Origin of the sequence: Dyadobacter sp. OTU695, from assembly GCF_038440355.1 — a bacterium.
In the GTDB taxonomy this organism is placed as follows: Bacteria; Bacteroidota; Bacteroidia; order Cytophagales; family Spirosomataceae; genus Dyadobacter.
Window position 1 is genome coordinate 18319 of sequence record NZ_JASATN010000015.1, and the last position, 26026, is coordinate 44344.

General features: G+C 49.6%; 23 protein-coding genes. 7 read left to right on the forward strand and 16 right to left on the reverse strand.

Going from position 1 to position 26026, the window contains the following annotated elements; translation table 11 throughout:
- Positions 1–93 precede the first annotated feature (93 nt).
- The 9 genes from AAHB90_RS23835 to AAHB90_RS23875 all read right to left on the reverse strand — a co-directional run bounded on the left by AAHB90_RS23835 (position 94) and on the right by AAHB90_RS23875 (position 8098).
- Positions 94–603, reverse strand: coding sequence for a GNAT family N-acetyltransferase (locus AAHB90_RS23835; RefSeq protein WP_342087752.1), 510 nt, complete (start codon positions 601–603; stop codon positions 94–96).
- Between the two features lie 32 nt (positions 604–635).
- Positions 636–2027 (reverse strand): hypothetical protein, encoded by a 1392-nt coding sequence (locus tag AAHB90_RS23840; RefSeq protein ID WP_342087753.1) that lies wholly within the window; start codon positions 2025–2027, stop codon positions 636–638.
- 80 nt (positions 2028–2107) lie between these two features.
- Positions 2108–3319 (reverse strand): hypothetical protein, encoded by a 1212-nt coding sequence (locus AAHB90_RS23845; RefSeq protein WP_342087754.1) that lies wholly within the window; start codon positions 3317–3319, stop codon positions 2108–2110.
- 97 nt (positions 3320–3416) lie between these two features.
- Positions 3417–4064: a hypothetical protein gene (locus tag AAHB90_RS23850; RefSeq protein ID WP_342087755.1), complete on the reverse strand. Its 648-nt coding sequence runs from the start codon at positions 4062–4064 to the stop codon at positions 3417–3419.
- Between the two features lie 5 nt (positions 4065–4069).
- Positions 4070–4639, reverse strand: coding sequence for a thermonuclease family protein (locus AAHB90_RS23855; protein ID WP_342087756.1), 570 nt, complete (start codon positions 4637–4639; stop codon positions 4070–4072).
- A 48-nt stretch (positions 4640–4687) separates the two neighbouring features.
- Positions 4688–5083 (reverse strand): hypothetical protein, encoded by a 396-nt coding sequence (locus tag AAHB90_RS23860; RefSeq protein ID WP_342087757.1) that lies wholly within the window; start codon positions 5081–5083, stop codon positions 4688–4690.
- Between the two features lie 12 nt (positions 5084–5095).
- Complete coding sequence (locus AAHB90_RS23865; protein ID WP_342087758.1) at positions 5096–6328, reverse strand: sulfite oxidase; 1233 nt, start codon at positions 6326–6328, stop codon at positions 5096–5098.
- Positions 6329–6553: 225 nt separating this feature from the next.
- Complete coding sequence (locus tag AAHB90_RS23870) at positions 6554–7345, reverse strand: ferritin-like domain-containing protein (protein ID WP_342087759.1); 792 nt, start codon at positions 7343–7345, stop codon at positions 6554–6556.
- Between the two features lie 27 nt (positions 7346–7372).
- Positions 7373–8098, reverse strand: coding sequence for a ferritin-like domain-containing protein (locus AAHB90_RS23875; RefSeq protein WP_342087760.1), 726 nt, complete (start codon positions 8096–8098; stop codon positions 7373–7375).
- Between the two features lie 612 nt (positions 8099–8710).
- Between AAHB90_RS23875 and AAHB90_RS23880 the strand changes: the two genes are divergently transcribed.
- Positions 8711–9013, forward strand: coding sequence for a hypothetical protein (locus tag AAHB90_RS23880; RefSeq protein WP_342087761.1), 303 nt, complete (start codon positions 8711–8713; stop codon positions 9011–9013).
- Positions 9014–9150: 137 nt separating this feature from the next.
- Entirely contained in the window at positions 9151–10524 is a 1374-nt protein-coding gene (locus tag AAHB90_RS23885) for a sigma-54-dependent transcriptional regulator (RefSeq protein ID WP_342087762.1), read from the forward strand.
- On the opposite strand, the gene AAHB90_RS23890 is transcribed toward AAHB90_RS23885, so the two are convergent.
- The 3 genes from AAHB90_RS23890 to AAHB90_RS23900 all read right to left on the reverse strand — a co-directional run bounded on the left by AAHB90_RS23890 (position 10512) and on the right by AAHB90_RS23900 (position 17100).
- Positions 10512–13076, reverse strand: coding sequence for a hybrid sensor histidine kinase/response regulator (locus AAHB90_RS23890; RefSeq protein WP_342087763.1), 2565 nt, complete (start codon positions 13074–13076; stop codon positions 10512–10514). The genes AAHB90_RS23885 and AAHB90_RS23890 overlap by 13 nt on opposite strands.
- A gap of 201 nt (positions 13077–13277) precedes the next feature.
- Positions 13278–15224 (reverse strand): c-type cytochrome, encoded by a 1947-nt coding sequence (locus AAHB90_RS23895; protein ID WP_342087764.1) that lies wholly within the window; start codon positions 15222–15224, stop codon positions 13278–13280.
- Between the two features lie 28 nt (positions 15225–15252).
- Positions 15253–17100, reverse strand: a complete 1848-nt coding sequence (locus AAHB90_RS23900; protein WP_342087765.1) for a family 16 glycoside hydrolase — start codon at positions 17098–17100, stop codon at positions 15253–15255.
- A 193-nt stretch (positions 17101–17293) separates the two neighbouring features.
- Between AAHB90_RS23900 and AAHB90_RS23905 the strand changes: the two genes are divergently transcribed.
- The 5 genes from AAHB90_RS23905 to AAHB90_RS23925 all read left to right on the forward strand — a co-directional run bounded on the left by AAHB90_RS23905 (position 17294) and on the right by AAHB90_RS23925 (position 22165).
- Positions 17294–18058 carry a 3-keto-disaccharide hydrolase gene (locus AAHB90_RS23905; protein ID WP_291207180.1) on the forward strand — a complete coding sequence of 255 codons (765 nt, stop codon included), beginning with the start codon at positions 17294–17296 and terminating at the stop codon, positions 18056–18058.
- Positions 18059–18275: 217 nt separating this feature from the next.
- The gene (locus tag AAHB90_RS23910) at positions 18276–18842 is read left to right on the forward strand and encodes a hypothetical protein (RefSeq protein ID WP_342087766.1); all 567 of its coding nucleotides are present in this window, start codon (positions 18276–18278) and stop codon (positions 18840–18842) included.
- 95 nt (positions 18843–18937) lie between these two features.
- The gene (locus AAHB90_RS23915) at positions 18938–19702 is read left to right on the forward strand and encodes a hypothetical protein (protein ID WP_342087767.1); all 765 of its coding nucleotides are present in this window, start codon (positions 18938–18940) and stop codon (positions 19700–19702) included.
- A gap of 85 nt (positions 19703–19787) precedes the next feature.
- Entirely contained in the window at positions 19788–21437 is a 1650-nt protein-coding gene (glgP, locus tag AAHB90_RS23920; RefSeq protein WP_342087768.1) for an alpha-glucan family phosphorylase, read from the forward strand.
- Positions 21438–21619: 182 nt separating this feature from the next.
- Positions 21620–22165: a Uma2 family endonuclease gene (locus tag AAHB90_RS23925; protein ID WP_342087769.1), complete on the forward strand. Its 546-nt coding sequence runs from the start codon at positions 21620–21622 to the stop codon at positions 22163–22165.
- Positions 22166–22191: 26 nt separating this feature from the next.
- Here the strand turns inward: AAHB90_RS23925 and rfbD are convergent, their stop codons facing one another.
- The 4 genes from rfbD to AAHB90_RS23945 all read right to left on the reverse strand — a co-directional run bounded on the left by rfbD (position 22192) and on the right by AAHB90_RS23945 (position 25946).
- Positions 22192–23094: a dTDP-4-dehydrorhamnose reductase gene (gene rfbD, locus AAHB90_RS23930; protein WP_342087770.1), complete on the reverse strand. Its 903-nt coding sequence runs from the start codon at positions 23092–23094 to the stop codon at positions 22192–22194.
- A 1-nt stretch (position 23095) separates the two neighbouring features.
- Positions 23096–23803, reverse strand: a complete 708-nt coding sequence (locus AAHB90_RS23935; protein ID WP_342087771.1) for a peptidylprolyl isomerase — start codon at positions 23801–23803, stop codon at positions 23096–23098.
- Positions 23804–23808: 5 nt separating this feature from the next.
- Positions 23809–24405, reverse strand: a complete 597-nt coding sequence (locus AAHB90_RS23940) for a hypothetical protein (RefSeq protein WP_342087772.1) — start codon at positions 24403–24405, stop codon at positions 23809–23811.
- 116 nt (positions 24406–24521) lie between these two features.
- Entirely contained in the window at positions 24522–25946 is a 1425-nt protein-coding gene (locus AAHB90_RS23945) for a BamA/TamA family outer membrane protein (protein WP_342087773.1), read from the reverse strand.
- Positions 25947–26026: the final 80 nt, after the last annotated feature.

The following is a 26026-nucleotide window of genomic DNA, read 5'->3' on the forward strand; positions in this document are numbered from 1 at the left end:
GGTAATCAATTAAGCCAAAAAAATATCGAACCAATCCAATTTATTTTTAGCTGTAAAAACCTGCGAATTTGAGTTAAATCGCAGACATTATGATTACCGGCGGCTAATTTCCCAGCGCCATAGCAAACCTTCGTCGGGATCATTGACGTCCTCCGTCTGGGCGAAACCCAGTTTTTCCAGAATGTGCCCCGAGGCATTCTCCTCGGCCATCGTGTGGGCGATTACCTTGCGCACGGAAGGGTGCTGAAATGCATGATCCAGCAGTCCTTTGGCCGTTTCGGTACCCAGGCCCCTCTCGCGGTAGGATGGAATGACCTCATAACCAATCTCTACCATCCCGTTAGCATCCGGCTCGCCTTTGTAGCCGCAGGAGCCGATCAGCATATTGTCTTGAACGTGTATAATGAGATAAACCCACCAGTCGCGCAGCGGCGGGTGGGCTTTCCAACGATGGTAAGACGGCGTGAAAGTGTCGCGGAATTCGGTCCACTTTTTGGGGACGTTTACGCCCATTACCCGGGCTAATGTATTGTTTCCCATGCGGATAGCATCATAAAGCGTATCGTCGCATGAGATAATTCTTAAATGGGGGGTCAGAATCATAATAAAGGAAATGAACCCCCCAATTTAAGAAACTATGAATTGTTTTCGTCAAAACGGTCGGTAATTGCCTTGCGTATGGCCTGGTGCGGGCGCATTCCCGTGCTGCGGGTGCGGGTTACAGCGCGGTCGGCCGAGGCATTGGATTTGGCACGTAACGCAAGGTTCGAAACGGTCAGATGACTGTTACGCCAGGCGTCGTATTCTTCTTCGTTCATCACATCGCGCGTTACCTGCCCGTGCGCATAACCGTCACCGAACGACTGAATGCGGCTGTCGGTGAGCGCTTGTTTCCGTTCGTTTTCCAGCGCCTCGATCTCCGTCCTGATTTTCGCTTCTTCCGCTTTCAGTTCTTCCAGTTTAGGCAGGAGCTCGATTTCGTTTTCCAGGACCGTTTTCTGGGTCATATGCTGCGTTACGGCCAGTTGCAAAGGCTCCATTTGTTTCAGGATACGCTTTCTTCTTCTGCGCAGTCGCCACAGTTTTGGATCGACTTGTAACCAACGATACCAGAATGCCTGCAACACCGGCAGGGCCATACCCAGCGACACCGCACCCGCGATCGCGAATAGGACGCCGCTCAGCACAAACGACAGCAATGCCCAGGGACTGTTGACAAGGTCCAGGTTCAGCTGGTCGGAGTTTTGAAGCGCCTGCTCGATCTTTTTGGTGAGAGCAGGGCTGTCTACCGGCGCGCCTGTGAGTGGGTCGACGGCATTCAATTGCAGGTTTTTAACCGATTTATTGATCGCTTCTTTCAGCTTGTCGGTACGGTAGGCTTCATAACGGAACCAGCCGAGCACGATCAGCGTCACGATGGCGAAAATGGATAGCACTAGTTTAAAACCCGCGTATCGCGATTTGGCTTTCTGCGATTCGTCTTTATGATAAGGCTCCTCTACCAGACGGTCGTAGGCAGGTTTCAGCAATACCGACAGCATCGCCAGACCGATCGCAAATGCCCAGGCCTCATTCGGGTTCCGGATATTCAGTGCATATGCGACGATTTCGTGGGAAATGATCAGGTCACCGGCGATAAAGGAAATACCGGCGGCGAGGAAGATCAAGCCGGCGATCAGCGAATAGGAAGGTGCTTTTTCGGTGCGTCTTTCTCTCAACTCCGCGGTCTGGGTGTCGATTTCGGCGACCGACCGTTCCATATCCTTCATTTGCGTCGCTGCATTGTTGATGCCCATTACCTCATTCTGCAATTTGCCGTACGCGGCTTTGTGTTCTGCCAGGGCCTGCTGGTTCCGGGACCTTGTCTCCGATAGGTCTTGTTTCTTTTCGTTGAGACGGTCCTGTATCCAGTCGTGGCTTACATTGCTCGACAAATAGTTTTCATATACTTCACGGTCGATACCTTCCATTCCACGCGTGTAGCCGTGTTGGTAATCTCCGTTTTCATTTAGATTTTGCTCGTTCATGATCCTATTTAGGGTTGATCGAATGTGAATTGGGTTAAAAAACCGCGCCATCGGCGCTTTTCCTGATCATCTTTCCGCCACTATTTGCCCTTCTGGATCAGGTTGAGCTGCCGGGTTGTGAGCTCGTTTTTCATGCGGCGCGCGAGGTAAAATTCGCTTTCAAAAAGCTTGATAAGCATGTCCCGCTTGGCAAAAAGGCGGTCGCGCTCGGTCTCCGCGTGGCTCTGTTCGCGTAGTATCTGCCATTTTTTTACACGCAGCTCGTCGATCTCTTCCTGCAGAGTTTGGCATTCCGACTCCCAGTTGTAGTTATTTTCAACATAATCCTGGCGATCGCGACGAATATTTAACCAAATCCGAAGATCATTGCGCAGCACGGTAATGTTGCTGAGCAGCAGTTTCCCCGCAAAGAGGAAAAGGAAAAACACGAATACGAACAATGCGAACGCCTGCCACCAGGTCTGGTAGGTGATCACATTTGCGAACACGAACAATGCAGCCGCAAACGGCAGTCCTATTTCTTCCAGCAGTGATTTCCATGTTACTTTCGAATCGGTATCGTGGAAAAGCGAAATGCGTCCGAACAGACTGAACATACCTGCCAGGAACACTCCCAGCGCGATCCAGGAATTATCGGCAAATGCTGGTTTCAGTGATTCCCGGATCAGGAAGAAGTTGCCTACGCACATAGCCGCGCATAATGTGATGCCTATGAGCGTACGCGGCAGGTGATGTTCGCCTTCGGTGCGTGTACCCGGGGTTTTTAGCCGCTCCTGCAGTTCATCAATGCGGTTTTGTTTCTGACCTATAAAAAGGTTCAGCTCCTGGATGCGCTCATTATGCTCCTCGATACCGGCGAGGTGTGAGGCAGCCAGGTTCGAGAAATATTTGTGAATGATGTCGGTTTTCTCATTCGGATCTGACTCCGAAAGCCCGAAAAGCACGCCTTCGTCCCGCAATGTGTCCTCGTCTTCGAGCCAGTACGGAATCTGTACCTCCACTTTGGGCTGTTGCTGTGCGTCGGGAAGCTGTTGAGGTACCGGCTGAGGTGCTACCGGCTGAGGTGCTGGCGAATAAGGTGCTGCACCCTGAATCGCTGCCTGGGGGTACTGCGGTGCAGCAGCCACTAAGGGTTGCCTGGTTTGGGCAACTGGTGTTTGAATAATCTGATTTTGTTCCACTGATTGGGTAGGGGTGTCGTTTGCCTCAACAGGCTCATCGTCATAGAATTGGTTTTCGTCGGACTCTCTCGGACGAAACCAGCCTGCAATTATTTCAGTCAGTTTGGCCATAGTTTTTCATGGGTTAGCCTGCGATTATCCATGAAAACAAACAAAATCACTATAATATTGTGATGACCGGCTATTAAAAAACGTAAGAGTCTGGGGATTAGGACATTTCAAACATCTTCTGTAACGCTTGCCAGAGCTTTTTCTTAAGATTCCGGTCGGCCTCGATCACGACTAACGGATCTGCAAGCAGGAACCAGATCCCTTCCAGGTTTTTAGGCGTATAAGGCACCAGCAACAGGTCGAGATTGAGCTTGATCAGCGGCACGCCGAAGGAGATGAAAAAGTTGGTCTTTTTACCCAAAAGCACCGCGCGTGCGTCTTGCCCAGGCATGAAGCTGAAATTCAGAACATCGCTCGTTTCAAGCGAATGTCCTACGGCTTTGAGGATGTTATCAAGGAACAATGCCTCCGACATGAGCATTTCCTGGTGCTTCGGCTCGTCGGTGAGGACAAGCACCTTGTGTTTTAATGCTGGGAATGCAGCGGCTGGTGTCGGGACGGAAGTGTTTACAGTCGTTGGCGGCGCAATCGCTGGCGTCGGAGGTAATGCGTGCGGCTGCACGGGAACGGCCGGTGTCGCAGGTAATGTGGGTACGGGCGCCTGGACATGCGCTGGTTCGGGTACAGGCGGCTCGGGTTGCGCTTCCACCAGGGCGGGGCGTTCCGTCAGCACACGATCTTCCAACTGAAACAAAGTTTCATGCTGGTAAAGGATCTGAAAAAGTGCTACCGACGAATGCTCCATAATTTTTACAAATGCCCGAGTTCCATACCAGGCTGCGTCCAGATGCCTATTTTCTGTTTATTAGCGGCTATTTCAAGATTGGCGTATTCCTGATCGTGCGAATATTTTTTGAAATGCACCGCCAGGCCTTTTTTAACCAATTCTTTATTCAAAACTTTGCCGTCAGGCAGCACTACTTCGCCTAGGAGACGGCCATATTTATCGAATTCGCCTTTGTGACGAATACTGACGATCTTCCGGAAACATTTTTCGCTTGTAAACTGCTTCGCATTGTTGTAAAAAGGCGTACCGCGTTCAGGGCAATTTACGTGCAAAAAGCGTATCCGTACATTCTTATCCATACGGCGTCCTGCCTTTTTGCCCGTGTAGATAAATTTCAGTTCGATCGTGTCACCATCCTGGATACCAATTACTTCGGCTTTGAGAGGGTTGGGTAAATCGCTGCTGCTGCGTACTTGCTGGCTGTCTTCCGATGTCAGCGCGCACGAAGCGAGCATGGTCGGGGCACTTGTGAGAACGAGGAAGAGCAGGCTGGAAAATGCAAATCGGGAAATCAGGAAACGAAAATCAGGCACGCGGATAATTCATAAAGTTTGAATGCCAAATATAGACATTGTTCCCGATCAGTTTTGTTCCAGTTTGTACCATTTGATGTCCTTTAATGGCGCTCTCCTTGCCACTGAGGCAGTTGGCGAATAATTTTTCTCCAGGTAATCGAGCACTGGTTTCTCGGCATCGCCCAATTGCCAGAGGTTGTGGTTAGCCTGCATCCAGCGGATCTTTTGCTTCCATCCGTCGCGTGTGAAGCGGTTGGCTGTAATGAGCTTGGTGGAGTGGCAACTGGTGCATTGTGCTTTCACCATATACAGGTTTTCGTCCACAATGAGGCCCGTTTCGGGGTCCTTTTTCGTGGTATCGGCCAAGGTAACCAACACATTATTATTGTAGCGAGCCGTAGTTTCGGGCAGGGTTTGGAGGAGGATACCTGCCCCGAGCATGGCAATCAAAAGGATCTTCATAGTATTTCAATATTAACCTACCTTGACAGCGATTCTTTCACAGGCATTGTTCAGATATCCGCCGGGGTTCCAGGCCGGCGCCAGCATAGGCTGTGCAGTGCCTTTGTCGTCGGTTGCTTTTACCCACACTTCATAATAGCCGTTCGCAGGGAATTTAATATTAGTATTCCAATGCTGCCAGGCGAGCCTGTTCACAGGCGCTTCGAGTTTGCATTCTTTCCAGGTAGCCCCGAAATCGATCGAAACTTCTACCTTTTTCACAGCATGATCTCCCGCCCACGCGTGCCCGCGTAATGCGAGTTCTTTTCCCGGATCAATCATAGCACCTGTTTTTGGATAAGTGATCAGCGATTTCACGGGCATGGATTCGATGATTTTGTAATATTCGTCGGTCGCCGGAATATCAGTGCCCGGCGCTACCGGGTTGCGGGGCAATTTGTAGCTGTGCCCTTCCATTTTAGCGCCGTCGTGTACCTTGTTACGTACCGAAATGCCGCTCAGCCATTTCCCTGATACCGACGCTGGCCAGCCGCCGATCACAAGCCGGAGCGGGTAGCCGTGGAATTCGGGAATGTCAGTGCCGTTCATTTGCCAGGCAATAAGCGTTTCGTCCTCCATCGCCTTGGCAATCGGTACGCCCCGTGATATGGATTCTTTCTTGGGATCGCGGCTCAGGTGCAGGTCTTTGCCATGGTACCCTATGTATACGGCATCGCCTTTAATGCCCACATCATTCAGGATGTCTTTCAGCCTTACGCCTGTCCATTGAGCGCAGTGCACTGCACCCTGGCCCCATTGGTTGCCGGAGGCTTGTGGCTGGAAACCCGAGCGGCCGTTTCCGCCGCATTCGAGGACCAATTGATAGGTGTATGGTTTGAATTTCTTTTTAAGCTCCGCCAATGTGTACGTTTTAGGTGCTTTCACCGACTCTCCGTCGATCGTCAGCGTCCAGTTTGCCACATCTATTTTCTCGGGAACGAGGCCGTTGTTGCGGATGAACATTTTCTCGACCGGGGTAATGCGGTCGTCTAGCAAATGTACCGGCGTTTCCACATTCCAGGGTTTGTCTCCCTGCACGATCATTTCAGCACTTTTGCCTTTCAATGCATCTTTTTCATCGAGGAAAATCGGGCGGTAACCTGCCGGCATCCGGTTTGCAAAAACGATCTGGCTGCCCATTGCGGTAGCCAGTGCTGTGAGGCTGCCCTGTTTGAGAAAATCTCTTCTGTTTAATTCGGAATTCATCAACTGGTTCAGGAAAACTTGTAAAACATGGTTTCCAAATTTACATAATCCAGGCGGCTAAAACCATTGTATCGGGTCAAATCGGGCAGGTTACCCATAAAAAAGGGGATACCGTTGCCAGTAACCCCTTGATCCTTAATAGTGTGTTGATTTGGCACTCCGGGCATTGCCCGTTTAAAAGTGCATGTATAAGCCGAACAGGGAAAGTTTACGTTAATAGGTATGTTATTTTTTGATGAACGGACCTGCAATGGCCAGTACTGCCTCCTTGGTTAGAGGCTCGTCGAATGCTTCGGTAATGGCTGCGTCCGTTTTAGAAGCAAGCCCTTTGAGATTTACGCCGCCTTGCGTCATGTTTTCCTCACCTGCGTAAATGGCCGGTACCGCACCTTCCTTACCGGTAATCCACCCTTTCATGGCGGTGTTGCCGAGCAAAGTCGCAGCAAGCCTGCGTGCCACGGCCGCGTGACGGGCTTCGACAGAATGCACTTGCAATGCGTATTCCAGGATCTGCGGGTCGGCGATCAATACACCTGCCTGGCCTTTGTAAGCGCGCACGCCGGTATCTTCGAGTGCGCTCGAAACCGTGACGAAGGTTTTATAGTTGGTAAAAACATCCCCAAATGCGCCGCCGTACTGGAAATCGAAAGTTGGTTTTGCAATGGCTTTGGCACCCAGTGCCTTCACGAGGAACGCCACATGCTGCGATTCGTGCTTTCCGATTTGCATAAAAATAGCCTTGTCCGATGCCGGAATGAGGTTAGCTGCCGCATTACCTGCTTTATAGAATTCATCTTCCAGGTATTCGAGCGTGAGGGCGTAATTGAGCACGTCCACAGCGGCTGCCGATTGGGCAAATGCCTTGTTCACGATCGCCGCAAAGGCGGTCGGAATGGCGGCAGCGGCGAGTTTGCTTCCTACCCTGTTCATAAAGTGACGGCGCGAGGCGTATTCGAGTCTTCCGACAGCGTCGCCGTCAATTTGCTGAAACTTATCTATGATTTTGAAAATATCCATTGTATCTGATCCTGTTAGTGTGATTGATTATTTACCTACGTTTGCACCGGTGATGGTATCCTTCACGTAGCCCTTAACAGCCGACAGAATATCGGCAGGCGCGACGGCCTTGTCCATTCCGTTGGCGTCGATGATGTCGTCGCCAGCGAATGAGGCTGTTTTGGGACTGATCAGGTCACGGATAACCGCGGCATGGCGTGCTTCAACAGAAACGATCTTTCCGGCCAGCAGCAGGTAATTCGCATCTTTGATGAGCTTGCCGGCACCATTGTAGGCAGCTACGCCGGTGTCTTCAAACAATTTGGCTGCGCCCAGGACGGCATCTCTCTTGGTGAAGTCGATGGCTGCGAAGTTAGGAGTCAGCCCTTTGATGGCCTTGTCGCCCAGCGCGGCTTTGAAAAACTCGCGGTGAACGATTTCATGGTCCCGGATGTCGGTAAGGATTGCTTTCTCGGCGTCGGTCATACCCGAATAGGGCGTCTGCACTACTTGTATGTAGAATGCGGCTTCGAGCTGTTCTAGGGCGTATGCATAGTTGAGTACACCAATGTCACCCGAACCGAGGTCGACGGCGTCGCCTGTACCTGGGATCATCGGATCGTCGTCGTCGTCGTTGCAAGCGGCGGCAATTACGATCGTTCCCAGGGATGTAGCTAATCCGGCCGAGCGCAAAAACAAGCGCCTGTTGAAAACCGATGCGATTTCTCCTTCTTCCTTGCCGGAGTTGATTTTCGTTTTCGTGTGTTTGTTCATAGTAATAAAGGTTATTGAGCCACTCTCCGTGTGTCGAAAGAGTATTTGACAGACCTACGTGGGTTGGATTCCTTTAGATCAACCGGTCGGAAAAAGGAGAAAGAGAAAGAAAGAAAGGGACGAAAGGGAAGGGGGAACCGGCTGGGCGTAAAAAACAAAAAGAGTCCCGTTTGGGGACTCTTGATGCTTTCAGACTAACCGATGTTGTTTTTAAATAACGTTGAGTAAAAAATGCCTGAGATATAATTCAATGTATGAATGTATAGCGCTAAGTTTCTAAGAGTACGTAGTAGTCGTGCTACTTGTTATGCCTAAATAATTTCTACGCAAATATAATGGAATATGTTCCTATAAAAGCAACAAGTAATTAAAAAAAATTTGAATTTTTTTTAGTTTGCGTTATAACATAGAGGTACATGGAGAAACTGGTTATTAAATTTCACATAGCTGGTGTGAAATTCCACAACCTGAGGCACAGCTCCCGTCCCCTCCGGTTACTCGTTTGTCAATTAAAATTGGTTAATATCTCATTATCAGCTTTTTTTGTGGCACACTTTCGTTGGCACGAATATCTTTTTCAGTTTACATTAAAAATTAAATGCCTGATCCAACATGCGAATAACCCCGATAGCCATCGCTCTCCTGCTAGCAGTCATTATCCCGGATGTTGACGCATCCGTACAATCTTCTATCAGTATAGCCGTTATTGCCGAACAAAGTAAGGTTGCCGTAAGGCCGGAGGACCTTCCGGAGGCCGTCAAAAGTACCTTGTCCGGCTCCTACGCAGAGTGGAAAGTGACCAGTGCCTATCTGGTTACCCGTGACGATAATTCACAGTATTACGAAGTCAATATCAAGCGAGCGGAAGAAACATCTACCCTTAATCTGGACAAATACGGAAAGAAGATCGACTAGTAAGCGGTCGATTCCCGCGTCTGACAGGCTGATCACGAAAAGCCGGAGACATCTCCGGCTTTTTGGTGTTTGTTTTAGTACTTTTACATAATACCCACTCGTTTAACTGTATTTATTTTTTAGAAATAGCATCACCCATGGCTCATCTGCTCCTCGTTGAAGACGATTCCACATTTTCAAAGTTGCTCACCAATTTTCTCGGCAAGCATGGTCATCAGGTAAAAGTTTGTTCCAATATTAAAGAGGCGAGAGAAGCGCTTGGCAAGAACAATTCAGACGGCCCATTCGAAGTACTAATGCTCGATTACCGTCTGCCTGACGGTAATTCTGTGGATTTTCTTAAAACGCTCAGAAGCGAAGGCAACCGCACACCGGCTTTTATCATGACCAGCTTTCATGACGTAAGGACCGCGGTTACCGCCATGCAAATTGGGGCTTTCGACTATATCACAAAACCGGTGAACCCGGAAGAACTGCTTATGGTACTGAGAGAAGCACTGAATAAAGGCGAGGTGACGAGTGTGAAAACCGCACCGAAGGCCAAAAATAATTCGAAAGCGGAAAAACAGTCGCTCGACTACATCGAAGGCAAAAGCAAGATAGCCAAACAGCTTTTCGAATATGTACGACTGGTGGCGCCTACGGATATGTCGGTGATCATCCAAGGCGAGAGCGGGACGGGCAAAGAACACGTTGCGAAGTCGATTCACCGTCTCAGCAAGCGTGCCGACGGCCCTTTTGTAGCGATCGACTGCGGATCGTTGTCCAAAGACCTGGCGGCCAGCGAATTATTCGGCCATAAAAAAGGCGCATTTACCGGTGCGTTGCAAGATAAGATAGGCCAGTTCGAAGCGGCCGACGGCGGTACACTGTTCCTGGACGAGATCGGTAACCTGAGCTATGATGTCCAGATCAAGTTGCTCCGTGCATTGCAGGAACGCATTATTGTTCCTATCGGCAGCACCCAACAGGTTAAAGTAGATGTACGGCTCATCGCAGCGACGAACGAGGACCTTATTTCCAGCGCAGCTGCGGGAGATTTCCGGGAAGACCTTTATCACCGCCTGAACGAGTTCAAAATCGAAGTTCCTGCATTGCGCAAGCGCGGCGAGGACTTGCCGATCTTTGTCCAGCATTTTGTGGACAAGGCTAATGAAGAACTTGACCGGAATGTGAGAGAGCTCTCGAAAGAGGTAATGGATGTTTTCCAGAAATACGATTGGCCGGGTAACCTGCGCGAGCTGAACAATGTGATCAAGCGCCTGGTACTTTTGTCGAAAGAAGAGATAGCTACCCTGAGCGCATTGCCGCCGGAGATGATTACGGCTATGGAAGACCAGCAAAAGCCTGCACCCGGGTCGGATTTGAAGGCTTTACAGGAAACGCACGAAAAGGAAATGATCGAGAAAGTATTGCAGGAAGTGCGCTACAATAAAAGCAAAGCAGCGAAGCTACTGAATATCGATCGCAAGACGTTGTACTACAAAATCGAGAAATATCATATAGAGTAGGAGAGCGCTTTTTCTTCCACTTGCTCCACTACTGACGCAGCGTCGTTCACGACCTGCGTCATTTCTTTTTCCGATACTTCCAATGGGTTTTCACGAAGCGCGATTTCCAGGTTGCGGAACCGGGCCGACAAGTCGCGTGCGCCGATCTGCCCCGTACGCCCGGCCATGCGGTGCATGAGTTCCTGGGCGTGGTCCAGCTCGCCTGCTGCGATGTGGTGCCTTAATGAATCGATATCACTCCGCGAGTCTTTTACAAACTGATCAAGTATTTCGCGAAGCAGGCTCTCGTCGCCGAAGGTCATTTCGGTGAGCATGGAGAAATCAAAGTCGAGATTATGGGCCACCTGATCTTCCGCCGTATTGCCTTCCGCCGCCGCAACCAGAGGCTGGGCTATTTCCGTCTCGGAGGACGCTTCGAGCAGTTCCAGTAAATCCCTGGAATGGAAAGGTTTCATCAAATAGCCGTCGAAGCCCATTCCAAGCAGTTTCTTGCGCTCTTCGGGAAGCGCCTGCGCTGTGAGAACGAAGAATTTGACGTCGTCCGGCGCCGATTTGCGGAGGCGCTTCACGAGCTCGGCCCCGTTCATGCCCGACATTCGCATATCCGTGAGAATGAACTTTACCTCGTCGTTCCACGGCCGGCTCAGTACTTCCTCGGCCGAGGAGAATGCAGTATGCGATATGCCGTTCATTTCGAGAACGGACGAGCACCATTTGAGAATGAAGGCGTCATCGTCAACCAGCCAGACTTTGCCATTGATCCGATAGCTTCTTTCCGGCGTTTCTTCTGCCAATTCCAGTGTGTCTGCCTTTTTCATACTGGTGGTGACAAAAAAAGTCGTGCCCTCTCCCTGTTTACTGGTGACATGGACACTGCCGGACATGCCTTCTACCAATGCTTTTACTATGCTAAGGCCAAGTCCCGTCCCCCCGTATCGGCGCTGAATGGATGGGTCAGCCTGCTCAAATTGATTGAAAATGCGTTCTATTTGTTCTTTTGACAACCCGATACCTGTATCCGAAACCTGGAATTCGATTTTAGCAAGATTCCCGCTTTCATGTCCTGCCACTTTCAGAACTACCTCGCCGTTTTCTGTGAACTTGATTGCATTAGTCAGCAAATTGTACAGAACCTGCCGCAGTCGGAATGGGTCGCCGTGCAGGTAAAGGTTTGGTTTGAGTGAATTTTCCAGCCTTAACACCAAGCCTTTCGCCAATGCATTGGGCCTTAATACCTGAACTACCTCGTTCAGGAGCGGATTAATAGAAAATACTCTGTCCTCAAATGTGAACCGGTCGGAAATAATGCGGCTGTAATCGAGCACCTCGTTGACCAGGTACAGCAAATGTTCGGACGCCGAATGCAGGGTTTCGAGGTCCTGCTTCCGTGGTTTTTCCTCGTTCTTCAATGCTTCGGCGTAGCCGATAATCGATTGCAGGGGCGTGCGGATTTCGTGGCTCATATTGGCCAGAAAGCGCTGCTTGGCCATGCTGTGGTATTCGGCTTCCTCTTTGGCTTCTTCGAGCTGCTCCCGGTAATCGTTGCTTTTGGTAATATCGGTGAAGATAAAGTAGGCCATTACCGCGGTGAGAAAGAAAAAGCCGAGCATGATCCATTCCAGGTAATTGATGCTGCCCTCGACGATCTCTTTTGCCCTGACGCTGTTCTCGCCCGATTCCTTCAATACCTCTTTTTCGACTTTTTGCATCACATCCAGGAGCTGTTTCACCAGCGAGTTGCCGGCAGTTGCCAGTTCCTGCTCGCGGTCAACGAAGGTTACCGCCCGTTTTTTCTGCGATTTTTCAATGGCATGAACGGCCTCGCCTACCTTTTCGATGGTGCTGTCCTGCTTGGCTACACGTATCGTATCGACCTGAACGTTTACTTCCTGCTTTTGCACCAGTTTAGTGGGTTCCGGTGCCGGTTTTTTGGCCTTTTTACTCCCACCGAAAACGCGGCCGAAGAAGCCTTTTTTGGCTCCGGCTTTTTGCGTTGTGTCAGGTACTTCTGTGTAGACGGTGGTTGTGGTGGTCCGCTTTTCGGTTTTAACTACGGTGCTGTCCGGTTTGAGTGCTTTGGTGGTGATAAGGCCGGAAATGGATTTGACTTCATCCTCCAAAGCTTTGTTGCTGACCAGTTTGGAACGGACTTTTACATAGTCCCCGTAAATTTTTTCACGTTCTTTCAGGATCTTCTTCATCGAGTCGATCCGGATGATCTGCATGTCGTCGCCGATGCTCATGTCGCTTAGCGAGTCCAATGTCGCAATCAGCTCCACCGATTGTGCGAGTACTTCGTCGTTTAGCTCTTCGCCTTTCAGTTTACGTTCGTTCTGGAGGTGATCGAGCGTGAGGATATCCTTGAATATCTTATTAACCAGCCGCATCTTGTCGTCCGGGGTCGAAAGCGACGTAAGCGTTGTGAGCATATTGCTGAACGCCAGTTTGCTCGTAACCCACGACGCTGCCAGGGCGAGAGAGGCGATAAAAAAGCCGAGAAGGATTTTTCCCTTCACCGATTTCAGGAAAGACGGGCCACGCAGAGTAGACATAGTTTTGGTAACATTCAATGTCAACTAACGCATTTTCAAGGGTAAAACGTGCAATCCGCACTACATTAGTCTCATTTGCAATGTGAAGATAATGCTTTAAAATGTATTCTAAAATGCACTGATCCTCAACTAAAAAGGCTGCCTCCATTGCGGAAGCAGCCTTTTAAATATTCAATCGGGCTCGGCCCGGTCCGAATGCAATTATTTCGCAAGTGAATTGATCCACGCCGCGATTTTAGCAGCTTCCGCCTTAGGAACCTGAGGCATAGGCGCCATTGGCGTCGCGTAATCAGGCCAGTTTTCAGGCTTAGGCGCATAGATCAGTTCAACGATCTTTTCGTTGCTGTATTTACGTTTTGCAACATCGGCGTAAGACGGTCCGACTACTTTCTTGTCGGGAGCGTGGCATGCGAGGCAGGTGTTTTTCGCCAGCAATGGCTTCACTTCCTCCCAGGATGGTGCTTTGGCTGCTGCACCGGCTTTTGCGGGAGATGCTTTGCCTTTGCCGTCCGGAGAAACGTGCTCTTTGGCTGGCTCGGTCGAAACAGAAGCCTGTGCTTTTCCTGAGCGGGTAGTTTTGAGGTCTGAGACTTTCAACTTGTCGCCATCAGGAATGTTGTTCAGCGTATAGTATGCATCGGGGTGAACCAATGACCAGCTGTTTGTAGCTGAGCGAACGCCTTCCAGAGAGATTTTGTGAACGTAGTACTGTTTCATTCCGTCCAGCACGATACGTACTTTCTTATTGTCGTCGGATACTTTCACACCGGCGATTTTTACATCTTCCAGGTTGATCTGCGGGCTACCATAAACAGGGTAATGCTTGTAGAGGTAGCTGCTTACTTTATAAGAATCCAGGTCCTCCGCCGATTTACGGTCGACAGGCATGGTAAATTCGATTTCAAAACCATCAGGCTGTGCTTTCACCGTATACATTTCGAAAGGCATTTTGCCGTTCCAAACCAGACGCTGCAGGCCCTGGTTGGCATCGCCGGCAGATCCCCAACCGCGGTTGGTTTCTCCTACGAACATCGATCCGTCCTTGTCGAATGCCATCCGTAACACGCCGCTCTGGAACCCGCTGCGGAATCCGATGCTGGCACCCTGGTATTCACCTTTTACTTTTTCAAGAACGATACGCATGATGTTGCTTTGTCCCTGATCGCCTACGAACACCTGACCTGTGAATGGACCGAAACCACCTTTGGTATCATCCAAAATCAATTCGGCGGTAGATACACCGTGGACACCATACGGCAACCACACAGCGGGAAGCTGTACCATGTCGTATTTCTGCTTCAACTGGTACAGGAACTGAGGTGCTTCTCCCAATGTATTTTCAGGCTTAATCGCGCGGCCTTGAGCGTCTTTGTTCTGGCGGTTGTCGCGCTCTGCGAAGAATTGCTTTTCAGTCAGTTTAACGGGTGAGTTGGGAAGCCCTGCCCATTTCAAACCTGCCGGGTGGCCCATGAAGCCGCCTTTTTTAACCTGGAAAATAGCACCGGTACCCATCCAGTCGCCCTGGTTGTCGGTGTAGAACAGCTCGCCGTTCAGCATGCTGATACCCGCAGGGGAGCGCACGCCGGTTGCGTAAGGTTCGTATTTGCCATCGTTGGTAATGTGGAAAATCCAGCCACGACCGGGAACACGGCTTTCACCTCTCCACCACTCTTCGTCGCCAAATGCTACGTTACCACTTACGAAGAAGCTGCCATCCGGAGCCAGTTTTGGCCCGAAGGAGTATTCGTGATAGTGCCCCGACAATGGCCACGCGTAAACCGTTTCGTAAACATCCGCCTTGCCGTCTCCATTTTTGTCGACCAGCTTGGTCAGTTCGCCGCGCTGTGCGCAGTACAATGCACCTTCTTTATAAGCCAGACCGAGAATTTCGTGCAAACCTGTCGCGAACTTGCGGAAATAAGGTGTGCGGCTGGTAGGGTTGTCTACGATCCAGACTTCACCGCGGCGGGTTGAAATGGCCAGAGAGCCGTTTGGCATGGTCGTTAAGCCACCTACTTCGAGGATAATGCCCTCGGGGATCGGCGGGGTAACGATCTTGTAAAAATCTTCTTCTTTTGGTGACTCCTGCGCTTTCAGCGTAGAAAGTCCAGCCAAAAGAGCGAATGCTATATGAGCAAGTTTTTTCATTGTCAAATCAGGAATAATAAGGTTAAAATCAGAACAGGATTGAGTACTTCACTTCACCGTTGCTAACAGGCACAATGAGCTCCTGCTCGCCTTTGGCGCCTCTGATTTCTGGTTTAAGTTTTTTGTCGGCCAGCTGGATGTAGTACGATTTGTCGTCTACTGCATAAAGTCCTTCCGAAATTTTTTCGATCGAAGAACCATCAGCCAGGCGTGCCACCAGGTCTTTTGCAGGGTTATTTACCTTCAAAATACGCTCGAAGTACTGGTTGTTGACAACAGAAATGTAGTCGGTGATCGCTAATCCGAACGCCTGATACTGGAATGTGGGTACGTCGGAATCATCCAATACATAACCTTTCGGACGGTAACCGCTGCCGGTTGTGTCCGCCTCCCATTTAGATTTGCCTGATTTGCCCAGGAACATGTCGTCGCCGAGTAACGTCACGCTGCCGCGCGGACGTGAAGAGCCGTCACCACGGTCGTGCCACATCGGTGTAGCATCGAGGAATTCGCCGCGCCAAACTTGCAGGATTGCCCCTTTGTCGAGGTCGTACGTATAATGCAGGCTCGCAGGGCTACCCACGGATACCGCGTGCACAACGCGTGTTCTTTTTGCTTTTTCGTCCTTGCGGAAGTCCATGAAAGAGCGGGTAATGGTATTGGTAGAGGCCTGGATCAGGATCGGATCGGTAGAACCGCCGCCCATTGCCGAGCTTTTCGAATGGTAAGCCACCTCGCGGAAGCCCGGACCGCTGGCCCAAAGGCCCAGTACCGGACGCATCCAGCCATCTCTTTTGTTATTGAAAACTTCGATTGTATGGTCGCCGGCTTTCAGGTTCACTTTGCCGAAACGGAATTCGTTGTTCGATTTCCATTCAGGTTTGATCACGTCTTTGCCGTCGATTTTCAGGTAGGAATTACCGGAAGCTTGCAGGCGGAAAGCGTAGTCGCCTTCGGTTGGTGCATTGAAACGGCCGTTGTAAACGTAAGAGTAGTTGTTGTTTTCTTTCAAAATCTCCCAGTTCAGCGATTCCGATTTGCCGGTTTCAGCAGGGGTAAGTTTCGAAAGGTCTTCTGTTTCGGTCAAACCTCCGTAATAGGTTTTGTAAGTCAGTTCGGAAAGGGTTGCAGATTTTTTGTCAAAATTGTTCACCACAATGTTGCGGATCGCGAGTGAACCGTGGTCGCCCTGAATGCGGATCGGACCCATTGGTACATCCTCAGCGGTAAGTGAACCGCGGGTAGGGCCGCTTACTTCTACATTCTCATGGATTGTCACGCCGTTCAATACTACTGAAAGAAATACCGCATTCGCGATTTTCTTGCCGTTGGCGTCGAAACGAGGTGCCTGGTAAGAGATTTTGATATGCTGCCACAATCCCGGTGCTTTCGCTACATTAAAACGGGGCGCATATCCTTCGTAGCCCTTTTCGCCTTCGGGCTTGGAGTCGTTCCAGCGCTCGTAAATACCACCGCAGTCGTTGTACTTAGCACCTTTTTTACCCCAACTATCGAAAAGCTGTACTTCGTAGTTGCCTTGCAGATAGATCCCTGAATTGGAACCTTTGCTCATCATGAAATCCAGTTCAATGTCGAGGTCGCCGTGTTTGAAGTTGGAAATCAATTCATAGTCGCTGCCGTACTTGCCTTTTTCGTGAAGACAGGCCAGCACGCCTTTACCCGGGCTGGTTACCAGCGCGTTTTCTTTCGTGAGGTCGGCCGATGCATTACCGACGATCTTCCAGTCACTGGATTTGGTCGTAAAAGCACTGAGGTCGTTGAGAGGAATGGGCTGCTGGGCGTAGGCGGTGTGCATGGCAAAAGCCGCTACCCCAGAGGCGATTAATTGAAAAAGTGAACGGTTGGTTTTAAACATACTTGCAGTAAGCTTAGTCGGTTTTAGATTAGCAATCCAGGCCACGAATGCCTTTAGCCCTGCAAATTACGTGATAAGAATCGGGAAAATTACATTTCTATAGGTGAGAATCCTTTTTGTTAATGCTTTTTACCTAATGTTGTGTTTTGATACGATATCAAAGACTTATTAGACTAAAACTGTTACCTTTCAAATGAAAAAACTAATGCTTACCGCGTTCAGCATGGCTGCTGCCTTTGCCGCGCACGCGCAATTGCAGCCTGCAAAGCAAACTCCTGAATCCAGCGAATTGTGGAACCCGGTTCCCCGTGTTGTAACGCCAGGTAAAGGTTCTTCGGCCGTTTCGGGCTTCACCGCCCCTTCCGATGCAATCGTCCTGTTCGATGGTAAAAACCTCGATCAGTGGGTTTCGGGGAAAGACGGTAAATCAGCTGCTCCCTGGACAGTGGCCGACGGCGCGATGACCGTTGCTCCCAAGTCGGGCGACATTCAGACCAAACAGACATTCGGCGACTACCAGCTGCACATCGAGTGGAGAACACCTGCGAAAGTAGACGGAAACGGACAAGGCCGTGGTAACAGCGGTATTTTCATGCAGGGCGTCTACGAATTGCAGGTACTCGACAGTTACAACAACCCGACATACTCAAATGGCCAGGCCGGTTCGATCTACAAGCAAACCATGCCGCTTGTGAATGCAGCGGTAGGTCCGGGCGAATGGCAGACTTATGATGTGATCTATACGCAGCCGCATTTCAACAAGGATGGACATATGACGCATCCGCCATACATTACCGTGATCCACAATGGTGTTTTGGTGCAGAACCATACGATGATCCAGGGAACAACTCCTTACATAGGTCAGCCGACGATTGAGCCACACGGAAAAGGCCCTATCAAATTGCAGGACCACAACAACACAACCAGCTTCCGCAACATCTGGATCCGCGAGTTGTAAGAATTTAGAATATTATGAAATGCAAAAACGGGCTGCTTCAAATGAGGCAGCCCGTTTTGATTATTAATCCACCAGAATCAGCAAGGATGGGGTTACAGGGGCCATACAGTAATATTGACCTGTACAAAAATTTAATGCCTTAAACGATTGGTAACATCGTTTAATCCTTTTCTGTTTTCATTTATATTCGTTTTCAATGCCAGTCCATATCGTTGCCATGCAGGAATTAGAACCATACTATAATTGGGAAAAACACTATGTAGCCAGTCACGACGAGCGCTCGCCGTTCTATGGCCGCACTTATAACCTCGATTATTACGAGAATGCGATTTACGGTTATTACATCCACCCGCTCTGGGACCATATTGGGTCGGAGACGTTGTATGTGAAAATCCTTTTTGCCGATTACAACAAGCGTTTTGTTATTATCGAAATGTTCGGCGAATGGAACGATGCATTGCATAACGATATCATGTTCCTGAAACGACAGGTGATAGATCCGCTTGTGGATCAGGGTATTAATCAATTTGTATTGCTTGGGGAGAACGTCCTGGATTTCCACGGCGCCGAGGACGATTATTACGCGGAATGGTTCGACGACGTGGAAGACGGTTGGATCGTCGCGGTGAATTTCCGCGAGCATGTGGAGGAGCAATGGAAGAAATACCGCCTCGACTACTACATCAATTTTGGCGGTACGCTGCACCTCAATAACTGGCGTACGTTGCAGCCCGAGCCATTTTATGAGTTGGTTAAAAATTTGATGATTAGAAGGTTAACCTAGCAGAAAGCTGCTCGCATTGCTTGCAACCTTGGTAACTCCTTTGTAGCTTACGCATTCATCGTATCAACTGTTCTTACCTTAAAACCTCATTTCCCATGGCCGAGAATACCGAACCTACACCAGAAGACGAAAAAGAATCGCTGGAAAATAAAGTTGAAGAACTCAAAACTACTGCGACCGAAGCCAAGGACGAGATCGTGGAAGAGGTGCTGGAAATAAAGAATGAGGCGACCGGGAAGGTGAAAGAAGAAGTGGCGGCGCTGGAATCGAAGGCGGACGAAGTTGCCGACGCGGAAACAGCAGATGGCATTAAAACCGAAGTTTACGAAACGCTCGATGACCTGAAAGCACAAGCCGAAGTCAAAACCACGGAAGTGGAGGAGGTAATCGAAGACAAGGCAGCAGCGGCAGCGGACGCTGTGGCAGAAGTGAAGGAGGAAGCTGCTGCCAAGGCAGAGGCTGTGAAAGAGGATGTTATTGAAAAGGCCGAAGAAGTGCAATCCGGCTTTGCGGCTAAGTTGGCTGACCTGACAGAGGCAGCTACCGGTAAGTTCGAAGACCTCAAAGAAGCGGCAACAGAGAAGTTTGAGGACATTAAGGAGGTTGCATCCGAGAAATTGGATGATCTGAAAGTTGCCGCTACGGATAAATATGAAGAAATCAGGGAAGATGCCGCCGAAGCATTCGAAGATGCGAAGGAAGTTGCCGCTGAAAAGCTGGCCGAGGCCCAGGCCAAAGCCGCAGAGCTGAAAGCGAAAGCAACCGAGGAGATAGCCGAATTGAAACAAGAGGCCTCGGAGAAAGTTGCCGAGACGAAAACCAAAACAAAAGGTTTCTGGGCCAGGCTCTTTGGCGGATAAGTACCCGAAAATAATTTTCCGACCCGGCCTATTTCGATTGGCCGGGTTTTTTATGCAAGCTTTTGTTTTACCAAAATTGCTTCTGATGTCACAACAAACTTTCGCAGTTCCCTACCAACACCCGTTTGTCGCGGATAACAAGTACAAAAAGTCAGTAGCCTATTTTTCGATGGAATTCGCCGTCGACCAGGCATTAAAAATCTACTCTGGCGGTCTCGGCTTTCTCGCGGGATCGCACATGCGCAGCGTGTACGCGCTCAAACAGAACGTGATCGGCATTGGAATGCTATGGAAGTACGGATATTACGATCAGGGCCGCAAAAAGGACGGTAGCATGCAGCCAGAGTTCAGGGAAAAAATGTATTCCTATCTTGTTGATACCCGGATCCGTTTTCAAATACCGATCATGGGTAAAGATGTTTGGGTTGCCGCCTACTACCTTGATCCCGAAACATTCGGTTCGGCGCCATTATTTCTTCTTACCACGGATACAGACGGCAACGACGAATCCACACGCGCGATCAGCTACTCCTTGTACGATTCGGATGTTACCTATAAAGTGGCGCAATGCATGTTGCTCGGCATCGGAGGCGCGCGCCTGCTCGAAGCGTTGCAGTACGAACCGGAAGTTTACCATTTGAATGAAGCGCATGCGGTTTCCGCCCTCTTTCATTTGTATAAAAAATTCAAAAGCGTGCCGGAAGTGCAGAAAAAGGTGGTTTTTACCACACACACGCCCGAAGAAGCCGGTAACGAAAAGCATGACATTCATTTTCTGGACAAACTCGGTTTTTTCTCCGGTCTTGATCTGGAAACCGTACGAAAGATCAGCGGCATTCGGGATGGGGTGTTCAATCACTCGCTGGCCGCATTGAGCCTGAGCCATAAAGCCAACGGCGTTTCTAAATTGCACGGGGAAGTTTCGCGGAAAATGTGGAAGGCGCATCCTAAAATTGCCCCGATCGGCCATATTACCAATGCGCAGAACAATGCTTACTGGGTAGATCCTGTTCTTGAAAAAGCGCGGATTGATAAAGACATTGATGCTATCGTCGGACGTAAGAAGGAGCTAAAAAAAGTTTTATTTAAAACCGTCGCCGACCAGAGTGGAAAATTGTTTGACCCGGATGTGCTCACGATTGTCTGGGCCCGGCGGTTCGCCGCATATAAGCGGCCGGACATGCTGGTTTGGGATATCGAACGGTTTAAGCGAATGATGGCAAATAAAGACCAGCCGGTACAGGTGATCTGGGCCGGTAAGCCTTATCCGAAAGATGAAGGCGCGGTCGGGACTTTCAACCATCTTTTCTACCTGAGCCACCTTTTTCCCAATATGGCGGTATTGACAGGCTATGAACTGGCATTATCCAAGCTGCTCAAAGACGGAGCGGATATCTGGCTCAACACGCCTGTCGTGACGCGTGAAGCCTCGGGTACCAGCGGGATGACGGCAGCCATGAATGCGGCCTTGAACCTTTCCACATTCGATGGCTGGATCTGCGAATTCGCCAAGGATGGGCATAATGCATTTTTACTTCCGGTTGCCAAAGGAGGGGATATCAATAAGCAGGATTGCGATAACCTGATGGAGACTTTAGAGCGCTCTGTGATCCCGACTTACTACAATGCGCCCGAGAAATGGCAGAAAATGACTTTGAATAGTATGAACGACGTTTCAGAGCCGTTCAGCTCCGACCGGATGGCGAGGGAGTATTACGAGTTGTTGTACAATTAAAATAAAGCCACACGAAAGCAGCGGCCCTCAGTTGATCCTTATGAACAGGGTATATGAAAAGTCACCGTGGACCGCTGCAAACCTTTTGCGGCAGATTCGTTATATTTGAGTACATTATTGAAAGACTTCCAAGACATCGTTAAGTTATGGACATGCCTGTTACATTCATCGTAGGAGATATCATGAGCGAGGACGAATTCTTTCGTTTTTGCCAGATGAACGATACGCTAAACTTGGAGCGTGACAGCGAAGGCAATATCATATTTATGTCTCCTGCCGGATGTTTTTCGGATAGTTTTAATGCCGACATACTTGGCGTTTTTAGCTCATGGCTTCGGGAAAATAAAGTTCCCGGGAAAGTGTTCGGGCCATCGGCCGGTTTCACACTTCCAAACCGTGCTGTTCGCTCTCCGGACGTTGCATGGGTTAACCGCGAGAAATGGGATGCTTTGTCAAGAAATGACAAAGAACGATTTTCGCCAATCTGTCCCGATTTTGTGATTGAAGTTCGTTCGAAATCAGATAGCCTTATTTACCTGCAAAACAAAATGCAGGAGTATCTGGCCAACGGATGCCGTCTTGCCTGGCTGATCGATCGAATTAAAGAAAAAGTGTATGTTTATGAGCCCGGATGTGCTATTGTTGAATATTCAAGTCTCGATATTCAGCTTTCGGGAGAACCGCTTTTTCCTGGATTTGTTTTGAATTTAGGAGAAATCGAAAATTAAAAGTGGCCACGAAGGGAAACAAATCCTTACATCTGACCGGCCAAAATCGCAATTCCTTCCCGAAACGAATGCGGCTCATAACCCAGCACATTTCTTGATTTCGCAAGATTAAATCCTGTGCGCGGAGGTCTGCGGGCCGGTTGTGTAAATGTAGATGCGTCGGTAGGTGAAATCAGCGAGGCGTCCAATCCGAAGTAGTCCGCGGTGGCCAACGCCATTTGATAGGGTGTCAGGAAATCTTTGCCGGAAATGTGATAAATGCCTTTCGCCTCTTGGTCAGCGATGAGGAAACAGCCCATTGCGAGGTCTTCGGCCAGGGTAGGCGTGCGGAATTGGTCGGTGACTACTTTGATGCCCTTGCCTTCTTCCAAGGACTTTTTAACCCAGAGAATGATATTGCTCCTGCTCATGTCGTGCGCGATCCCGTACACGAGCACGGTGCGGGCGATGGCCCATTCGATGTCGGAAGACTTGACCGCCTTCTCGGCCGCATACTTACTCCATCCATAGAAACTGATCGGGTTAGGAACATCTTCCTCGCGGTAGGGACCGGAAGTCCCGTCGAAAACAAAATCGGTCGAGACGTGTTCCAGGAAAATGTTGTGTTTCGCGCAGGCCGCGACCAGTGTCTCTGTCGCGGTTACATTCAGCTTCCAACAGGCGTCCTTTTCCGCTTCGCATTGATCCACGTTCGTCATCGCGGCGGTGTGGATCAGCACGTCGGGACGCTCGGCGTCAAGCACCTCATTAACCGCAGCTGGGTTGGTAATGTCCATTTCGACGTACCGGTAACCCTTGCTGAATGGAAGGCGATTCCCGCCCCTGGCTGTTGCAACGGTTTCAATATGTGCTTTTGAAACGAGCAGTTCCACTAATTTTTGCCCCAATAACCCGTTGGAGCCCGTGATCAGGATCTTTTTCTTTTCCAATTTAAGCTTCGTATTTCCAACCGTATTTGCGGGTGATCTTCTTCTTTTTCATCTTTTTGACAGACACTTTCATCGAAATGTCTTTCTCCGGACGGTCGCGTTCGTCTTTATCGACGGAAGCAATTTTATCGAGTACATCCATGCCGTCGATCAGTTGTCCGAAAACCGTATACGCGCCGTCGAGATGGGGTGTGCCGCCAACGGTTTCATATACTTTTTTCTGGGCGTCGGTCAGTTTGCGTGCCGCGCGTGCCGATTGTTTTTCCAGATCCGCCTTACTCCATTTCCGGCCTTCCACAATATAAAACTGGCATCCGCTGGATTCTTTCGCGGGGTTATTGTCGCGGGCAGCGGCTAATGCGCCTTTCTGGTGAAATAGCTTACCATTGAATTCCGCCGCAATTTTGTAGCCATTATCACCACGGCCGAGCATTGCATCCGGCTTGGCATTACGTGATTCGGGATCGCCGCCCTGGATCATGAAATCGTCAATGACGCGGTGGAAAAGCAGTCCGTTATAAAACTTATCCTTGGCGAGTTTGATAAAATTGGCTTTGTGCTTCGGGGTTTCATCAAAAAGGATAAAACGCATCGTGCCCATGTCGGTATCGACGGTGACTACTTCGTCTTTCTTGGATGTTTTTTGTGCACAAACATTCAGTGCGATCAGGCATAGTGCGCCCAGTAGGATCGATCTTTTGGTTTTCATAGGTGTTATTTAGCGGCCAGAACGTTTTTATCGGCCGGGAAGAATTGAAATTTCAAACCGTAATCTTTTCCCTCAGAAACATCCTCCATATCTACGCGGACAGTCTTATTATTCCAGGTGATTTTTTTGGTTTCTTCTTTTGGGGTAGAATAGGCTTCGCTAAAATACTGCTTGCTGGCATTCCAGAGCTGTTTTGTCGCCTCCGGACTGTTCAGGTAAACGTCGATCGTGATCTTATTTACCTTCTTTTCGGGTGTCAGAAAATATTGTACGTCGATGGTCTCCAACCGGGTGGTTTCCGAGGTATAGCCCAAATGGTCGGGTGTTTCTTCAAACATTTCGAACGTCTCGGTGGCCTTCACCTTCGCGATCGGATCGCCGAATGCAATACCCCTGAGGACCGTACCGGCAGGGTTTTGCTCGGCTGGGCCCAGGATTGTTTTCAACAGTGCCGACTGATCGCTGTTCAACTCGGCCGGAGCAGGTTCGTGGAGGACGACGGAATCCGCCGCCGCCTCGGTCTTTTCGTTTGTCTTAGTGTCGCAAGCCGAAGCCAGTAATGCCATAGCTAGCAATGCGATTCCATGTTTTAGCGTGTTCATAAGCGTAGAGGTTGTGTCATGCGGTTTAAATAAGTTGAGAAATTATCGTGCCTTGTAACTAGTTCTAACGTTGGTCAAATGTAATTTATACCTATTTACTGTTTCCGGAAATATCCTTAAAATTCTCTCGAAAGATTGAAAAAGAACCTTTTCTCGCCCAGCCCGTTCAGCGTCACATTGAAGCGCGCGACGATATTATAGAACGTCACGACATCCAGCCCGGCCCCTGCGCCATACAGCGTAGAGTTTCCCAGTTTCGTATTGCTGAACTCGGGATAGCTGTTTTTGACATACCCCGCATCGGCAAATGCGTTGACGTAAGCCGCCAGCGGAATGGTATTGAACTGCCTCACCGGAATGAATGAAAAGTGCTTTTGAACAGAAAAAAGCCTGTATTTTAGTTCATTTTTAATCAGTGCATAGTCTTGTCCGTCGATCACGTAGAGCTCGTATCCGCGTACGAGGTCGTTGCGATAGCCGAGGCCCACGGTCTGCGTATAAGGTTGGCGCTTCGGAAAAGAAACCCGCCCGCGTACATTGGTGTTGAAAAACCATTTCTTGCCAAGCGGAATGAATTTTCGGTAGGAGCCGTACAAATAAAGCGTATTGACGTCGTCCGAAGGCAGCAGCCCGGTTTTGGAAATCTGCAAGCCGGCGGTTTGTCCCTGCAGGGCATATTGTGCATTATCGCGCCTGTCGTAACTGTAAGTGTAGGTCAATTGGAAATAACGTTGCCGTTTATCCCCATTCAGCAGGTAGTTGGGGTTTAACGCCGCTACCGTGTCCGAAATCGTCAGGTAACTCCACCGGAGGTCCACGGAATGAAAAGTGTAGTATTTGTTGCGCCGGGTCAGGCTCACATAGGCATAGAATCGCTCCCGGTTGATCTCCTCGCTGCTCAGGTATTGCAGCTTGTCCCGCCAGGTCCGGAATGCCGTATTTTTATTAATGGAATAGGAAGTCCCGACGGTAATCCCCGTCTTTTGCGCCTTATCGATGTAGGGCAACGTATATGCTAGTTCGAACTTCGGGATAAAACCGAACTCTGCCAGGAAACGAAGTTTATCCGCCCGGCCCGTAACATTACCATAGCTGAGGTATACGCCATAGGTCGTGCGGGAGAGGTCCCGCTTTCGTTCGTACCACCATTCGTTGAAATTCCGGTCGGCAAGCTGGAATACGGGTAACATAATGAAGTACCAGCGCTCCTTTACGGCAATGCGGATGTCGGTATGAACCGAGTCGGGATTGGGTTTTGTAACTAAATCCACGGTGACGAACAGGTTGGTATTCACCACCTTTCTGCGGTCGATTTCAAGTTTTTCTTTAAGTGATCCGGCCGTAAGGGTGTCGCCTTTGCGGATCGCCATTTCGCGCATGATAATGCTCGTGCGGGTACGATGGTTCCCTTCCACCGTAATATCGCCCACGATCACATTGCCGGCACTATCGGCAACGACGGACTGGCCGGAGGCAAAATGGGAAATCAGTAGGATAAAAAGCAGAAAGTAAATCTCCTGATAGCACTTCTTTGGGTTCATTCTTCACGATCCGGGTTTCGGTATAGAAACGATACTTCCTGTTAATATGGTAAAATTTTCACAAAAATAGGGGTTAGCCA

Bases quoted from the DNA above. Each gene is read 5' to 3' on its own strand.
- AAHB90_RS23895 (WP_342087764.1), bottom strand. From the start codon at position 15,224: ATGAAAAAACTTGCTCATATAGCATTCGCTCTTTTGGCTGGACTTTCT.
- AAHB90_RS23885 (WP_342087762.1), top strand. From the start codon at position 9,151: ATGGCTCATCTGCTCCTCGTTGAAGACGATTCCACATTTTCAAAGTTG.
- AAHB90_RS23880 (WP_342087761.1), top strand. From the start codon at position 8,711: ATGCGAATAACCCCGATAGCCATCGCTCTCCTGCTAGCAGTCATTATC.
- AAHB90_RS23860 (WP_342087757.1), bottom strand. From the start codon at position 5,083: ATGAAGATCCTTTTGATTGCCATGCTCGGGGCAGGTATCCTCCTCCAA.
- AAHB90_RS23865 (WP_342087758.1), bottom strand. From the start codon at position 6,328: ATGAATTCCGAATTAAACAGAAGAGATTTTCTCAAACAGGGCAGCCTC.
- AAHB90_RS23875 (WP_342087760.1), bottom strand. From the start codon at position 8,098: ATGAACAAACACACGAAAACGAAAATCAACTCCGGCAAGGAAGAAGGA.
- AAHB90_RS23850 (WP_342087755.1), bottom strand. From the start codon at position 4,064: ATGGAGCATTCGTCGGTAGCACTTTTTCAGATCCTTTACCAGCATGAA.
- AAHB90_RS23835 (WP_342087752.1), bottom strand. From the start codon at position 603: ATGATTCTGACCCCCCATTTAAGAATTATCTCATGCGACGATACGCTT.
- AAHB90_RS23840 (WP_342087753.1), bottom strand. From the start codon at position 2,027: ATGAACGAGCAAAATCTAAATGAAAACGGAGATTACCAACACGGCTAC.
- AAHB90_RS23845 (WP_342087754.1), bottom strand. From the start codon at position 3,319: ATGGCCAAACTGACTGAAATAATTGCAGGCTGGTTTCGTCCGAGAGAG.
- AAHB90_RS23945 (WP_342087773.1), bottom strand. From the start codon at position 25,946: ATGAACCCAAAGAAGTGCTATCAGGAGATTTACTTTCTGCTTTTTATC.
- AAHB90_RS23900 (WP_342087765.1), bottom strand. From the start codon at position 17,100: ATGTTTAAAACCAACCGTTCACTTTTTCAATTAATCGCCTCTGGGGTA.
- AAHB90_RS23910 (WP_342087766.1), top strand. From the start codon at position 18,276: ATGCAGGAATTAGAACCATACTATAATTGGGAAAAACACTATGTAGCC.
- AAHB90_RS23870 (WP_342087759.1), bottom strand. From the start codon at position 7,345: ATGGATATTTTCAAAATCATAGATAAGTTTCAGCAAATTGACGGCGAC.
- AAHB90_RS23890 (WP_342087763.1), bottom strand. From the start codon at position 13,076: ATGTCTACTCTGCGTGGCCCGTCTTTCCTGAAATCGGTGAAGGGAAAA.
- AAHB90_RS23935 (WP_342087771.1), bottom strand. From the start codon at position 23,803: ATGAAAACCAAAAGATCGATCCTACTGGGCGCACTATGCCTGATCGCA.
- glgP (WP_342087768.1), top strand. From the start codon at position 19,788: ATGTCACAACAAACTTTCGCAGTTCCCTACCAACACCCGTTTGTCGCG.
- AAHB90_RS23905 (WP_291207180.1), top strand. From the start codon at position 17,294: ATGAAAAAACTAATGCTTACCGCGTTCAGCATGGCTGCTGCCTTTGCC.
- AAHB90_RS23925 (WP_342087769.1), top strand. From the start codon at position 21,620: ATGAGCGAGGACGAATTCTTTCGTTTTTGCCAGATGAACGATACGCTA.
- AAHB90_RS23940 (WP_342087772.1), bottom strand. From the start codon at position 24,405: ATGAACACGCTAAAACATGGAATCGCATTGCTAGCTATGGCATTACTG.
- AAHB90_RS23915 (WP_342087767.1), top strand. From the start codon at position 18,938: ATGGCCGAGAATACCGAACCTACACCAGAAGACGAAAAAGAATCGCTG.